Origin of the sequence: Vibrio sp. 1CM24A (assembly GCF_023161725.1) — a bacterium.
GTDB classification, from domain to species: domain Bacteria; phylum Pseudomonadota; class Gammaproteobacteria; order Enterobacterales; family Vibrionaceae; genus Vibrio; species Vibrio coralliirubri.
Window position 1 is genome coordinate 135,244 of sequence record NZ_JALNTS010000006.1, and the last position, 15,012, is coordinate 150,255.

The window sequence follows — 15,012 nt, forward strand, 5'->3', positions numbered from 1 at the left end:
ACCATAAAGCATTGCTTAACGAATGGTTAAGTTTATATGAATTAACTTAACAAAGTCCACTTTGTATAGTTGTCCCACCTTCACGATGTACACGGATGTAGTGAGATAACTCTATGAGGCAGCTATGTTATTACAACGTTCTATCCTTTCCCTAACTCCTCTTTTGTTGGCCAGCGGTGTTATCGCTGAAGAAACAGAAGTTCAAGACATGTCAGACCCATTGGCGGTCTACACACAAGCTGGCTTCGGCTACACAGATAAAGGCTTAAACCTCAAAGTAGGACAAACCTACGACACAGGCAGCGACACAACCATGGGCATGAATGTGTTCGAAATCAAAGGCATCGCTGGTGAAGCTGTTGGTTGGAACAACCGAGGTGCCGACGACAGTATTGACTCAATCCGCTTTAGAAACTTTGGGGTCGACCTAACCAATGGTCGAGGTACTCAAGTTGATATGTCTTGGGATTTCGATAGCAACCAAGGTAGCGCGTCTTATAGCTTTATTCAGGCATTACCACAAATGGGCATGTTTAATTTCTATCCGCTTGCAGGTGTCGGTGTTGCTGCTGGTGAAGAGTTGGTTGAAGGCACTGGAGGCGATCTCGACGCCGATCAGCTTCGCGACCGCTACAACATGCACGGTACTTTCTACGTGGCGGGTATGTACGCAAAAATGCAACTTACCGACAAGGTTTGGTTGAACTACAACCCTATGTATTTAGGCACAATGTCAGGGTCATCAACGTTCAAAGATTTTGGCTTTGAGGGCAATGATTCAGTACTCGCACATGAATTTGCAGCGAGCTATCAAATCAATCCAAGAGCCAACGTTCGTTATTTCGCAAACTGGACAGAAAACACCAGTATCGAAGACGGTGATCACCGCATCGAATTTAACTACCAATTTTAAGTAGTGATTTCGGCTTTAACGAGCCGGTTTCGCTTGAACGAATAAGTTTAAGTTTTGAGGACACATTATGAACATGATATCTAAAGCCCTTACCGGTACTTTCACACATCCACTGCGATCAACAGCGATGCTCGTTTCTGTAACAGCCTTGTTTTCAGCAACGGCGATTGCTGGAAACGATAACCCAACAGAAACCCTTCAAACACGTGCGGGAGACTTCACTTTCGAAACCGACTTTCTTCATGGTATTCCAACACAAGAAAGCTCAGCAAAACTGTTCGAACTGATGGACTATCAACGCGCGTCACAAGCTTACATTTGGTCCGTGCCTTTGGTGTCAAACTACGCATGGAAACAAGCCTATGCCGACATGGGTGCAGAGGATGGTCAAATTACTTATGTTGAGTCTCATGAATCTAAGCTAGGAGGCTTAACTTACAACACCTCTACGCCTTACGCTATTACTTGGTTTAACGTAGAAAAAGAGCCCGTTATTATAGAAATCCCCACAAATGAACTGCGCGGCGCAGTACACACTATGTGGCAAATCGGTATTTCTCAGATGACTGAGCCGGGCATCTACGTGGTAAAAGCCAAAGGGTCTGAAACACCGAGCAACCTGCCAAAAGGCGCTAAGGTTTTTGAGTCAGACACCAACTATGTTTTCTTCGGCGTTCGCTTAATGGCAGATTCAGACCAGCAACGTATGAAAGACTTAGAGGCCCTGAAAATTACCGACCTTAACGGCAAGCCACTGAGTGATCACGGCGTAAACTTCCCTGAGCGTGGTGAAGATGCCAAACACCCAAGAGGTATGGCATTTTGGAATACGTTGAATGAAGCCATTCAAGCTGAGCCAGTAGCAGAGCGTGATCGCATGATGCACGACATGCTACGCCCACTGGGTATTGAGAAAGGTAAGACGTTTGAACCATCAGGTCAGCAGCGTGAAATCTTAGAGCAAGCTGTAGTTATGGGGGAAGCTATGGTTAAGAATATCGACTTCAACAAAACAGAACGCTTGCCACACGCAGCTTACGGTAAAGAAGGCAACTTTTGGGAAGTCGCGACGGCTTCAACACCAAACCAAGATCGTTACTACGGTATGGATCTCGATGGACGTGCAGCTTGGTTCTATGAAGCTGTAACTAACGACGTAGCAATGCACGGTTTTGAAAATGGCGGCTGGGGTCAGATCTACCTAGACAACTACCGTGACGACAATGGCAAAGGGCTAAATGGCAGTAACCACTATACTTTGACGCTAGATGGAGATGTAAATTTCGCCGATTTGTTCTGGACAATTACAGTCTACAACGTAGAGAACCGCGCCATCATCGACAACGATATTGAGCGTGCAGACGTGGGTTCTAACATTGAAGGGACAGTTAAAGATGCACAAGGCAATTACACCTTCCACTTTTCACCAACTAAGCCAGCGGGCGTTAATGAGGCTAACTGGGTGCAAACTCGAGAAGACGAAAACTGGTTTGTTTACTTCCGCGCATACTCACCAAGTAAAGCATTTGTAGCGCAGCAGCCAGAAACCTTACTGCCTAACTTTAAGCGTATGGACTAGCCGTTAAGTCTATGTAATACCGATTAAGTCCTTTACGACCTACGATAAAAGAGGAGCCTCAATGCTCCTCTTTTTTACTTTGGCCAAATTGTAAAAACCAAGGGTACCGTCTTAGGAACCTAACCAAAGATGAAGAGTAGATGGCTAACGGCTAACGGCTAACGGCTAACAAGTTAATCAACGACTGATAAAAAGCCCCCTCAAGAAAGGTGCTTGAGGGGACTTTTTTGGGTAAACTCTTGAAATTCAGCGAGTTACAATTCTTTAATATCGTTGTTCGATCAAGCGAATAAAGTAACACCCGTTTCTTGGTTAATCGAAATAGATTGTGCCACTCTATTTCTTACCAAGCTTAGATTGATAACGTCCGTTCGCCACTCGATATCAGAAACTCGAACCTCATCGTTTTGCGTCAAGTTATGTACCGTGGCAACTTTAAGAACCGCTTCTTGGCTACGTAAAATCGTGTAAGCTAAATCACTGGTTGCAGGGTTGTCTGGCGCATACCCCAACAACAGAGTTGCTGAACTATCCGTTATCAGCTGCTGATTAAATTCAGTTTGTCCATCAATCGAATAACGCAAATCAATGGACGCTTTAAGAGGTATCTCATGGCAGCTAGTCATTCTTGCTAAAGGCCCATCTAGTGGATTGTCGCAACCTTGTGCCTCTGTCAAAGCGCTGTGTTGTCCTCTGACATGCCAGACCAAATCTAGTTGTTGGTGGTGAGGGTTTTCCGCAGTATTGAATTCAATCGCCACATCCCCTAACCACAGAATTTGACGGCGAAACACAACGTCTTTGTACGCGGCTAAATCCCACTGAACAATAGTATGGCTATCGACCGTCGGTAACTCACCACACCAATCTGTTTGTGTGTCTAACCATGTGTAGGACTGTTCTTTTACAAACGTATTCACTTGAGGGTTGGCTGGCGGTTGATTCTTCTGATTCACCGCCAAGGTGTTGTGCGTCACCGTATTTTTATAATACCCGTAATGCAGTTCAGCACCGTACCCTGTTGTTCCCAAGTCAGGCAAAATTTCTTTACCATTTCGAGTAATGATCATCCCTAGTCGATCATAGTGATCGTGCTCACCACCATACGGAGAGTGCTTAATTAATAGCATGTTATCGTGCTCTCGATCGTGCATGATCGTGACGCCTGATTGTTCTGCATGAATAGACTGGCACATGAGCGGCTCTGCCACAGGTAATGCATCAACACCGTACAACAGCGCGTCGATATTGTTGCGTGGCTTATCTTGATAGATGCTCTGCAACGCCGATGCAAATAAAGGGTCTCGGAACTCGCGATACCCGAATTCGAACAAGTGGCTATGAGTTAATTTCTCTTGGCCGGCAATACAATCGTTCAGACGTGGAAAGTCACCCGTATTGATGAGTAGCTTGAGCGGCAACGCCAACATGGTATGGAAGTTTGGCACTGATTGTAGTGAGTACTCTGTTTTACATGCCATTTTTTCGAAATTCAGAAGTGCTTGTAAAGCGTAGTAATGATAATGGATAGAACCTTCAAACCATAAGCCCTCCCCTTTTACACCATGCTCTAACTGATACTTCAAGCCATAAGGGGTGCTCACCGCAAAGTCGATGAATTTTCGGTCACCAAGTATCAAGCCTATCACGCCAATAGTCGCAGAAATCTTCATTTCATGGTTATGCAATTGATCAGCTCGATGTTGCATCAGGAACTCAGCACCTTCGCGTAACAAGCGCTGTTCAATAAACAATTGCTCTTCGGTATTCAACTGCTCTTTAACGAAATCATAGCCTCGGGCAAAATCAATATTGCAATTCGCTTCACAGAGAGTCTGCGCATTTGCTTTTCCTGGACCGTTATATGGAATACCGCCATGTTCTTCGTAATTCGGGTAGTATTCTGCATAACCCAATAAGATCTCACGAACTTTTTCGAAGTATTTGCGGTCTTGAGTAATGTGCCAAAGCAAGCCTAGGTCATTACACGCTTTCGAATTGAGCCCATTAAGCCAACGCCACCATGCACCGTCATAAGGTTCCCCAGTAAGCACCTCGCCATCAACAGGGCATACATGTTCAGTGGGTCGGTCTCTATCCCAACTTAAGCGAACCCCATGCGTGGCGCAAAAATAATATAAATTCCATGTTGCGCGGGCATCAGGTGGAACGAGAGTGTCTGAAGTCAGCACAACCTGATTATCTTGAATAATTTGTTCGATGATCTCTTGGCTGGCATTTTGACGAATGACCGCCATTTCCGGAGAGGTAAACTGCAGCATAATGGATACCTATACTAAATATTTAGATGGATGAAAATTGAAGTATTGTTTGGCGTTTTGATAACAGATGTTCTCGACACTCTGTTTAAGCAAAGGCTCATCATTCGGTAATTCCCCATCATCGACCCACTTACCGAGTAAGTTACATAGAATGCGACGAAAATAGTCATGACGAGAGAGTGACAATACGCTGCGAGAGTCGGTTAACATTCCGACAAAGCGTCCTAGAGCCCCTAAATTTGCTAGATCTTGAAGTTGTTTTTCCATACCCGCCTTATGATCGTTAAACCACCACGCAGAACCAAGCTGCACTTTACCTGGCTGCGCATCACTGTCTTGAAAGGCGCCTATGATTGACCCAAGCACTGGGCTATCTTTCGGGTTAAGACTATATACGATGGTCTGAGGGAGTTGGCGGTCTTGATCTAACAAACTCAATAAATGACTCAGGTTTTCTGCAATTGGGTTGTCACTGATAACACTAAAACCCGTACCGCCGCCTAGATCATCAAAGCGGCGCTTATTCACATTAGTTAACACTCCAATATGAATTTGCATCGACCAACCATGCTTATGATAAGCCTTGCCAAGCACTTCAAAAACGGCCGTCTTAAACTGCGAGATTTCTTCACTATTCAGCGCATCACCACGTTTGACCTTTGCTATAGCTTGATCAAATACATCAGGGTGATAGTGTGAAAAATCTACAACTTTTAACCCTAGGTCAGATAATCGGCAGTTATGCTGTGCAAAATAGTCCACACGAGACGTGATTGCTTGAGCGTAGCTTGCAAAATCGACGATATTAATGTCACTGATGAACGCCAGTGAATCGAGTGTCTTTTGAAAACTACTTTGATTCTCTATTTCAATCAGACTGTCAGCGCGAAATGTCGGCAAGACTTGTACAGTAAATTCTGAACGATTCAGTTTATCGTGATACCTCAAATCGCTAAGTGGATCATCGGTAGTGCACAAGGTATCGACTCGACTCTCTTTAAGCAGACTTTGGAATCGGTGAGACTCTTGGCTGAGTTTTTGATTACAGTGTTGCCAAATAACCTCGCAATTCTCTGAGTTGAGTAGTAAATCGAGACCGAAGTATCTCTTAAGCTCCAAATGACACCAGTGATACAGCGGATTGCCGATAAGATACGGCATGGTCTCACACCACTTTTGAAACTTTTCATAATCACTCGCATCACCTGTGATGTAATGCTCATCGACTCCGTTACTTCGTAATGCACGCCACAAGTAGTGATCGCAACTCAACCAAGCCTGAGCAATATTGTCGTATTGATGGTTGTCATAAATCTCTTTGGCATCTAGGTGGTTGTGATAATCAATAATGGGAAGCCCTGCCGCGTAATCGTGATATAAACGCTTGGCTGTGTCCCCCTGCAATAGAAAATCTTTGTGTATGTATGAAGACATAATTCAAACTCTTGTAGAAAACTGTATTGATGAACTTTAGGGAAAAATTCAATCATGAAATTGTTTCCTAAAGCCCCTCTACGAGGTGGTTCATATAAACCAGAGAGCGTCCCCTCTGGCCTATACCCTTGTTACTTTTACATGACTAGTTATTGCCGATTACTTGGATGTAGATACTTCTAACCGAGGCGTTTTCCTCGCACTCTTCAATAACAGAGAACCCACAGTAACAATCACTGCGCCACAGAAGATAAAGGCCATGCGACCCCAGAACGGGTTCGGGATTAGTACCATCGCCGTTACTAGTGCACCGAAAACCAGAATGAGTTTGCCTAGCATGTCGCGTTGTTGGCGATCCATTTCATCTTGTCCTTCCTCTTCGATAACAGGAGTCGCAACATCACTCCAAAACTCTTTAAGTTCTGTGTTTCGTTCGCCCACTGGCTCTTTGTAGAACTTAGTTGTTAGGCAGAAGAAACCACCCGTGATCACAAGGTGACCAATAACCCCAAGCAGAACTTTTAGGTCACTCGCTTCACGTCCTGTGAACGGAACCTCTAGGTTTAATAGATTGGCAACGACGTCTGCTGTAAGCACAAAACTCACGATGTAAGACACCAACATGCCCACAGCCAATGTCGCCCAGGCTGCCCAGTCGGGCGTTTTCTTAATAAACATACCGAAGAATAACGGCACTAGAATTGGCATCTGTAACAGTGTACTTACGTACATCATGGCGTCGAAAAGGCTCAAGCCACGAAGAGAGTTAATGAACAGAGCCACCATGATGATCAATATGCCGAAGACCATAGTCATGAATTGACTCACTCGCATCAGCTTCTTGTCATCCGCATTTTTGTCCATGATTGGCGCGTAAAAGTTACGCACAAACACACCTGAATTTCGGTTTAGACCTGAATCCATTGAAGACATTGTTGCTGCAAATACAGCCGACATAAGCAGTCCCACCATACCAACCGGCATGACGTTTTCGACAAACACTAAGTAGACTGCATCAGCTGCTTTACTACCAAGTTCAGCCGCGTGCACAGTTGCCGCTTCAGGATAGATAATTGCCGTTACCCAAGGTGGTAAGAACCAAATTGCAGGTCCAACCAGCATCAATACAAACGCAAGGAGTGCCGCTTTACGTGCGTTAACAGAATCTTTCGCCGTTAAGAAACGATATGAATCTTGCATGTTGTTGATGTTTTGCAGCTGCTTAACGAACATGAAGATAAACCAAGATACGAACAGCAATGGATAGTTCATATCAGAGCCCATGACACTGTCGGCAGGGAATTGCTCGATAAGATTCGCTGGACCACCAATTTTTGCCAATGCAGCCACAGCACAAACCACCGTCACCGCCATGATCACAACCATTTGTACAAAGTCTGAAGCAACAACCCCCCATGCTCCGCCCAGTACTGAAATGAAGAGAACAATCAAGCCAGTCACAACGATCGTGGTTTCGATATCCACTTTAAACACAGCACTAACGAAGAGTGCGAGACCATTTAGCCAAATACCGGTGTAAACCACACTTGTCGGCATTGTCGCCCACGTAAACACTTGTTCATTCGTTGCACCGAAGCGACGACGCACACCTTCAATAGGTGTAACAACACGCATTTGTCGAAAGCGGTATGAAAAGAACAACCACGAAAGTAGAAAGCCAAATGCGTTCGCCATGAAAATAACCATGATTGGAAACCCATCGGTAAAAGCTTTACCCGCAGCGCCAGTAAATGTCCAAGCACTAAACTGCGTCATGAATGCGGTAGAGCCAACCATCCACCACAACATCTTGCCTCCTCCACGAAAGTAATCACTGGTAGAGCTGCCTGCAAAACGTTTGAAGATGACGCCAATCGCTATCATAAAGATAAAATAGACACCAACAACGAGCATGTCGATATTCATTACGAACCCCTTTTCATTATTGTTCCGTTTAAATGATTTAATTTTTAAAATACCGTTTCATTATTACATTAACGACATTTTATTTAAGGGTAATCTGTGATTTTTGTGATCCAAATAATGCAAAAGTCATACAAATGAGATCGGGGTTGGATTATTGAGATCGGCGCTTTTTAGGTTGAAAAGATCATTGATGGATATTTGGATACATCGTGGCGAGAAGAGGCAAAAATAGATCAAATAATCTAGGGGTATGGCGACCAAATTACGTGTCTAGGAGGTATACCAAGCCATGACTCAGGCGCCTATTGCTTTGGTATTTACTGAAAATCAGCCACTAATTATCCAAACACCGGATATAAAAAAGCCAGCCTCATTGGGCTGGCTCTCTGAAATCAAGCGTTAGAATTAGTCCAAAAGCGAACGAACATAATCTGCAATTTCTTGGTTTTGGCAGTTATCAAAGAAACACTGTTGGAAACGAGGGCTACCCACAGCAGTCTTCACTAGATCTTGATCGATAGCGCGCAGTGAATCAATAAAGTTATCCTTCACTACCGCTGCTTTTACCTCATTAAGAAGCGCGGCATTGCGTTGTTGTGGCTCTGCTCGCTCTAACGGGTAACCTTGACCACGCTCACCTGTGAACGCTTTTTCAAAGATGTAACGAATGTTCAGTTCACCAGCCCAACCAAAACCTTTCGCAAAAGCGAGCGCGATAGCGTTGCCGTTGTTGATTTGGTTAAACAAGAACGCATCAGAAGGCTCTAAACAGTAACCACAAACCACGCCTGGATGTAAGTTCAGCGACATCAAAGCACCTTGGCCAGTGCCACATCCTGTCACAACAAAGTCAACAGCCTTTGAGTTAATCAGAATGCTCGCCATAATACCTAGATGAATATACGTTAAGTGGTGATCATTCTCGTCTGTCATTCCTAGGTTGAAAACATCGTGACCAAAACCACCAGCAACTGACTCTAGTTCAGCTGATACCATTGCATTTTTGCCTGCTTGACTGTTTTCCATCATTAGTGCGATTTTCATTTACTTTCTCCCGCAGCATTACTGCAAATTTAAAAATTAGTGCTCAAATGTTCGTTCTAAAAAATTTAGAGCTTAAACAAAGTCTTTACGCATTGGCGTAAAGTTATCAATTAATACACCGGCTTCTAGGCAAACACAGCCATGTTCGATACCCGGCTCTTTGTACATAGTGTCACCTGCGCGCACCACTTTCGTTACATCGCCAATAGTGAACTCAAAGGCTCCCGACAAAACGTATGTGAGCTGCTCATGAGGATGAGTATGCAACGCACCAACAGCGCCGGTTTCGAAATGAACTTCTACAGCCATCACGTTCTCGCTATGAGCAAGCACCTTACGAGAAACTCCCGCGCCAAGATCTTCCATTTTCACGTCTTCGTTATACACAAACATGTCGTTTTTATTCCTGTTGTTGCGGCGTAATTTTGCACTTGGCGTTATCTTGGTATAGACGAAAAATAGTAACGAGGTTAATCCCTATCACTGATATTTCCATCAGCGAGCCACCAATTGAACCAATAATCAGATTATTAGTTAGCCAGCATGCAGCTCCCAATAAAAAGCCGACTCTTAGTGCAATACCATTCAATCTAAATATTGAGTACGTTCCAATAATCGTTCCCGCTAAAGGCAGAAATTGATACCAATGCTGAGCAAAACCGATTCCACTGCCAACCGCGAGGGCAATAAATAACCCTGCAGCCCACAGCGATTTGGTATACATCGCGGTGCCAGTTCTGAGTGCTGAAATCAAAGCACCGATTGCCGATGTAATGGAACCCAATAATAAAAAGTGAATAAGATGGTTAACGTTCAACATCAACATAACCACTTTGAGCTTTTTGTCGTCCTTCTGGTAAAAGGTCGAAAGGCCCAGAAGGAAACTTACTAGCCCTACAGCTTGTGCAACGATCTCGTTAACCATCTTATATTACAAAAACATTTATCGTGCTAACCATCCACCATCAACAGCAATGGTATAACCATTAATGTAATCCGATGCCGGTGATGCTAAGAACACACATGGGCCAGCGACATCTTTTGGTGTACCCCAGCGATCAGCAGGAATGCGCTCAAGAATAGCTTGGTTACGATCAGCATCTTCACGCAGTGCTTGAGTATTGTTGGTTGCCATATATCCAGGTGCAATCGCATTAACATTAATGTTATCGCTCGCCCATTCGTTCGCCATTGCACGGGTGATGCCCATTACAGCACTCTTAGACGCAGTATACGAAGGAACACGAATACCACCTTGGAAAGAGAGCATTGATGCGATATTAATGATCTTGCCGCCAGTGCCTTGCGCTTTAAACTGCTTCGCAACAGACTGAGACATAAAGAAAACGGTCTTAGTATTGATGTTCATTACGTCATCCCAGTTTTGCTCAGAGAACTCAATCGCGTCTTCTCGGCGAATAATGCCGGCATTATTAACAAGGATGTCGATGTGACCAAACTCAGTCAGCGCTTTATCTATAATTCCAGGAATATCTTCCTGCTTTAGAAGGTCAGCACGTACGTCTAAAAACGTATGACCCGCTGCATTCATTTTTTCGATGGTATCTGTTGGCTCAACACGATTTACGCCAACCACTTTACATCCAGCTTCAGCTAAACCAATTGCCATACCTTGACCAAGACCGGTATCACAACCCGTCACTATCGCTACTTTACCTTCCAGATTGAATGACTCTAACATCATGTTCGCTTCCTCAATTACGTTTAGTGTTGTGGCATTTCTGTAATGTCGCCCACTCGATTTAGTCATACAATAAAACATAAATTCGTTGCTGACAATTATTTTTGAAACGACATTTCAAAAATAATTTCTTATTAAGTTAAAACTTTGAAGTTGATCGTTCTCGTTTTTTATTTTTTTGAAAAGGCTTTTTAGAAATTACGAAAAGTGGTATTTTGTCTTGATATTAGATAGCTCAAAGGAAGAAAAATGGAGAAGTCCACCCAACCAGAAGCCGTTTCATCGGTATTAAAAGTTTTTAATATTCTTGAATCTCTGGGGGAACAGAAGGAAATAGGCGTATCAGACCTTTCACAACGTCTAATGATGTCTAAAGCCACTACCTACCGCTTTCTACAAACAATGAAAATGCTTGGCTATGTATCTCAACAAGGCGAAGCTGACCGATACTCACTCACATTAAAGATGTTCGAACTTGGTTCAAAATCACTCGAGTGGGTTGATATGATCACAATTGCAGAGAAAGAGATGCGTGTGATTTCAGAAGAGACTAATGAAACCATTCACTTAGGTGCGTTGGACCATGGCTCTATCATCTACATACACAAGATCGATTCTAGCTTCGCGCTGCGCATGCACTCGCGCGTTGGTCGAAGAAACCCTCTGCATACGACTGCGATTGGTAAGGTTTTATTGGCAGAACGTGACGAAGAATTCGTTCGCACTCAGTTGGCAGACGCCGAGTTTGTGAAAAGCACAAAAAATACCCTTGAAAACGTCGACCAACTTATCGACGAACTTAAAGCGGTTAAGCTACAGCACTTTGGCGAAGATAATGAAGAACAAGAGCCAGGCTTACGTTGTATCGCAGCCCCAGTTTACGACCGTTTTGGTACCGTAATTGCTGGCGTCTCAATTTCATTTCCTACCATTCGATTTGATGAAGAGAAAAAAGCTCACTATGTGGCGTTACTGCACAACGCAGGTAGAAATATATCCAAGCAATTAGGGTTTAATGATTACCCAATCAAATAATGAAAAGGCAGCAATTATTGCTGCCTTTTTTATTGCGAGTTGTCCCATCGATTACCTACCCAAGAATCATCGACAAGTCATGCCGTGCGTAAATTGAACAACATAAAGCTCAGATAAATCACTCCCCCTCCATCAAATCATGTGAAGACCATCAAGCCTATAACACCCCATGAACCATGATCTCGAAGATCACCTAAAACAGATATTTTAGGGATTTGGCAACAATTCCATGATTTAAAAGAGTAAAAGGGTTATACATAATGATGTGTTATCTAAATTACTGAAATTATCATGACGCTCAAAGAGATCCTTAAAATTCCCAATGTCCGCTACTTCTTGATGTTTAGAAGCAGCTACTTTGCGCGTTTTTACTACCCTATATTCACCCTACTTTATTTAGATTACGGGCTAACCCTGTCTCAATTCGCGATGCTCAACGTAGTGTGGGCGGCCACCATTGTGCTTGCTGAAGTACCGTCGGGTGCATTCGCCGACACCTTAGGCCGCAAGAAACTGGTGGTGCTGTCTTCGATTGTGATGTTTGTTGAGATCGCAATGATCGCCTTAGTACCAACCGGAAACCCCGACTTGGTATTCATAGTCTTTCTGATTAACCGGATTCTCAGTGGCTTGGCGATGGCACTGGCCAGCGGTGCTGACGAGGCATTGGCTTACGACACCTTAAAAGAACAAGGCAATGAAGAGCTGTGGCCGCGAGTGCTGCAAATTCAGCTTCGTGTCGCCTCAACGGTTGGTATCTTTGTCACACTGATTGGTGCGGCGATGTACGACGTGAATTTTATGACGAACATCTTTCATTTCCTTGGACTAGCCGAACCAGAAAGCACTAAAGATCTGATGCGTATTCCTGTGTTCGCCACCCTATTTGTTGCGATGATCGCTATCTATGCCGCGATTAATATGCGCGAAGAGAAAAAGGTGATGCCAAGCGACCAAACCAAATTGGCAACCACCATCTCAAGTCTTAAATTGACGATCGATGCGGGTAAGTGGGTATTTGCTACGCCTTACGTGCTGTTCATCTTGCTCTACTACAGCCTATTCGAACACACCTCACGCATGTTCCTAACCATGAACAGCCAATACTATCTGGCGATTGATATTCCAATTATCTACTTTGGTTTTATTGGTGCGGGTATAAGTTTGCTTAAGATTATATTGGCAGGACAAAGCCGAAGATTAGCAGAGAGCATTGAGCCTAAAACCTTCATTGTAGTTATGGGATTGGCCAGCATGGCGACTTATTACTGGATCAGTTTAGGTTGGTCGATTTACGGGGTCATTCCGGCACTGGTATTAATCTTTATCATCATGACGATGAACATTTTCATCAGCTACCACCTAAATAAAAAGACCGAATCGCACAACAGAGCCACCGTTCTTAGTTTCAAAGGTTTGATGTTTAACCTCGGATACGGGCTGATCGGTATCTTGTATGCTTACTACTATAAGTTGGTGTCTCAGGGCTACACCGAACAAGAAATAGAACAGAACCTTGCTTTCTTGGCCTCACTGTCTTCGTTTTTCTATTACTTCACCTTATTGTTCATTTCGATCAGTGCGCTGTTCTATTTCAAAAATAAGAAACAGCCGATCTTCTGAAGAAAGCATCGAACTGTTGAAGAGATCTCTACTGCCGAATAGAGAATAAAGGTGAGCCTGTGGCTATAAACAGATCATGACACTTCTTATCATGTGATTTTTTGTTAGTATCACCACCAAATTACATCACACATGGACGCGTCATGTCTTTTAGTTGGATAGCCTTTACTCTCCTTGCTGCCTTTAGCCAATCTTGGCGCAATGCCTTTCAAAGTAAATTAAGTGGCACCATGAGCGTGGCTGGCGTGACGTTGGCGCGATTTATTTGGGCTGGCCCAATCGCCCTTATTTATCTCTACGCCCTCTATCAATGGCAGCCAGTCTCCGCACCGGATTTTTCGGGTGAGTTTGTTTTCTATATTGTTGCCGCCGCCATCATGCAGATCCTCGCGACCGGCTTAATGGTGATGCTGTTCAAGCTAGAAAACTATGCGATAGGCGCAGGATTAGCCAAGTGTGAAGCTCCCGTATCTGCGGTGTTATCCGTGTTGTTTTTTGGAACTGCTTTAACATTAACAGGTTGGATTGGCGTACTTATTGGTACTTTAGGCGTACTAATCATGAGTAGCGCTTCTGGCTGGCGAAGCTTGTCCCCGAAAGTGTTCTTATTAGGTATGGCTTGTAGCACCGCCTTTGCTTTAACGTCTCTTTGGGTACGAGAAGCAAGTTTGAGCATAGGGTTGCCCTTCCCTCATAGCGCTGCTTGGGTGTTGTTTCTGGTGATTACTCTTCAGACATGCATTATCTGCACGTATCTTTTCTTCAAGGAACGAGACACGCTGCGCCTGATATTCAAGAAGTCGAAACTGGTCGTCATGACAAGCCTAGCGAGTGTTATCGGTTCTCTGGGTTGGTTTAGCGCAATGTCACTTCAAGCCGTCCCATACGTAAAGACACTTGGGCAAGTCGAAGTGATCTTCATGGTGTTGATATCCTATTTCTGGTTAGGGCAAAGCATCGCACGCAAAGACATTGTTGCACTCATCTTTCTCTCTATTGCAGCGGCATTGGTGATGTGGCAGTAACTTGAACGTCGCCATACTTGGAGGTTGGGTCAAAGAGAACTAGAAATCATACCCCAGTAAAATATTCATCCACCGTATAAATATTGCGGTGGCGCAAAATGATAAGAACGACCTCCACATAATTTTTATAGTGCACGTATCAGCTATTAATCATTACCCAATAGGATACAGCCTAATGAAAACCCTTACTCAAATCGCACTAGCAACGATCTTTTTTACAACCTCAATGATGGCATTCGCAGAACCCGCGACAACAAACCAAGCCCAACTAGAAGCGTCAACCACAACAGTGAAGCATGAAGGAATGACCGTGACGCTAACAGATAAGCATTTTACTCCTGCAGAAGAAACTGAAGCCACTGCCTCACAGACGTTAACGCAAAGCCAAAAAACAGACTCAGCGCCACAGCCAACAATATAATGGCTTTATCAAAATAGTGGCGGGTCAA

13 protein-coding genes are annotated in these 15,012 nt (G+C 44.0%); 6 read left to right on the forward strand and 7 right to left on the reverse strand.

What is annotated here, in order from left to right:
• The first annotated feature begins 124 nt into the window (after nt 1-124).
• Together MSG38_RS14555 and MSG38_RS14560 are read left to right on the forward strand one after the other, a co-directional pair.
• Entirely contained in the window at nt 125-913 is a 789-nt protein-coding gene (locus MSG38_RS14555) for a hypothetical protein (RefSeq protein ID WP_248336118.1), read from the forward strand.
• A gap of 67 nt (nt 914-980) precedes the next feature.
• Nucleotides 981-2,492 carry a DUF1214 domain-containing protein gene (locus MSG38_RS14560; protein ID WP_248402074.1) on the forward strand — a complete coding sequence of 504 codons (1,512 nt, stop codon included), beginning with the start codon at nt 981-983 and terminating at the stop codon, nt 2,490-2,492.
• A 281-nt stretch (nt 2,493-2,773) separates the two neighbouring features.
• Here MSG38_RS14560 and MSG38_RS14565 read toward each other — a convergent pair whose 3' ends face one another.
• From MSG38_RS14565 to kduD, 7 genes are all read right to left on the reverse strand, one after another.
• Nucleotides 2,774-4,774, reverse strand: coding sequence for a heparinase II/III family protein (locus MSG38_RS14565; RefSeq protein WP_248402075.1), 2,001 nt, complete (start codon nt 4,772-4,774; stop codon nt 2,774-2,776).
• Between the two features lie 9 nt (nt 4,775-4,783).
• Nucleotides 4,784-6,208 (reverse strand): glucuronate isomerase, encoded by a 1,425-nt coding sequence (gene uxaC / locus MSG38_RS14570; RefSeq protein WP_248402076.1) that lies wholly within the window; start codon nt 6,206-6,208, stop codon nt 4,784-4,786.
• A gap of 159 nt (nt 6,209-6,367) precedes the next feature.
• Nucleotides 6,368-8,134, reverse strand: coding sequence for a sodium:solute symporter family protein (locus tag MSG38_RS14575; protein WP_050652775.1), 1,767 nt, complete (start codon nt 8,132-8,134; stop codon nt 6,368-6,370).
• Nucleotides 8,135-8,539: 405 nt separating this feature from the next.
• The gene (locus MSG38_RS14580) at nt 8,540-9,178 is read right to left on the reverse strand and encodes an RpiB/LacA/LacB family sugar-phosphate isomerase (protein ID WP_248402077.1); all 639 of its coding nucleotides are present in this window, start codon (nt 9,176-9,178) and stop codon (nt 8,540-8,542) included.
• 72 nt (nt 9,179-9,250) lie between these two features.
• Nucleotides 9,251-9,571, reverse strand: a complete 321-nt coding sequence (locus tag MSG38_RS14585) for a cupin domain-containing protein (RefSeq protein ID WP_010431369.1) — start codon at nt 9,569-9,571, stop codon at nt 9,251-9,253.
• A 7-nt stretch (nt 9,572-9,578) separates the two neighbouring features.
• Complete coding sequence (locus tag MSG38_RS14590) at nt 9,579-10,103, reverse strand: YgjV family protein (protein ID WP_248402078.1); 525 nt, start codon at nt 10,101-10,103, stop codon at nt 9,579-9,581.
• A gap of 18 nt (nt 10,104-10,121) precedes the next feature.
• Entirely contained in the window at nt 10,122-10,883 is a 762-nt protein-coding gene (gene kduD / locus MSG38_RS14595; RefSeq protein WP_048609765.1) for a 2-dehydro-3-deoxy-D-gluconate 5-dehydrogenase KduD, read from the reverse strand.
• A 246-nt stretch (nt 10,884-11,129) separates the two neighbouring features.
• On the opposite strand from kduD, the gene kdgR reads away from it, so the two are divergent.
• The 4 genes from kdgR (at nt 11,130) to MSG38_RS14615 (ending at nt 14,984) form a co-directional block, all read left to right on the forward strand.
• On the forward strand, nt 11,130-11,915 hold the full coding sequence (gene kdgR / locus MSG38_RS14600; RefSeq protein WP_048609766.1) for a DNA-binding transcriptional regulator KdgR: 786 nt from the start codon (nt 11,130-11,132) through the stop codon (nt 11,913-11,915).
• A 291-nt stretch (nt 11,916-12,206) separates the two neighbouring features.
• Nucleotides 12,207-13,538, forward strand: a complete 1,332-nt coding sequence (locus tag MSG38_RS14605) for an MFS transporter (protein WP_050643325.1) — start codon at nt 12,207-12,209, stop codon at nt 13,536-13,538.
• Between the two features lie 143 nt (nt 13,539-13,681).
• Nucleotides 13,682-14,563 (forward strand): DMT family transporter, encoded by an 882-nt coding sequence (locus MSG38_RS14610; protein ID WP_248402079.1) that lies wholly within the window; start codon nt 13,682-13,684, stop codon nt 14,561-14,563.
• Nucleotides 14,564-14,738: 175 nt separating this feature from the next.
• Nucleotides 14,739-14,984, forward strand: coding sequence for a hypothetical protein (locus MSG38_RS14615; RefSeq protein ID WP_050632849.1), 246 nt, complete (start codon nt 14,739-14,741; stop codon nt 14,982-14,984).
• The last annotated feature ends 28 nt before the right edge of the window (nt 14,985-15,012 follow it).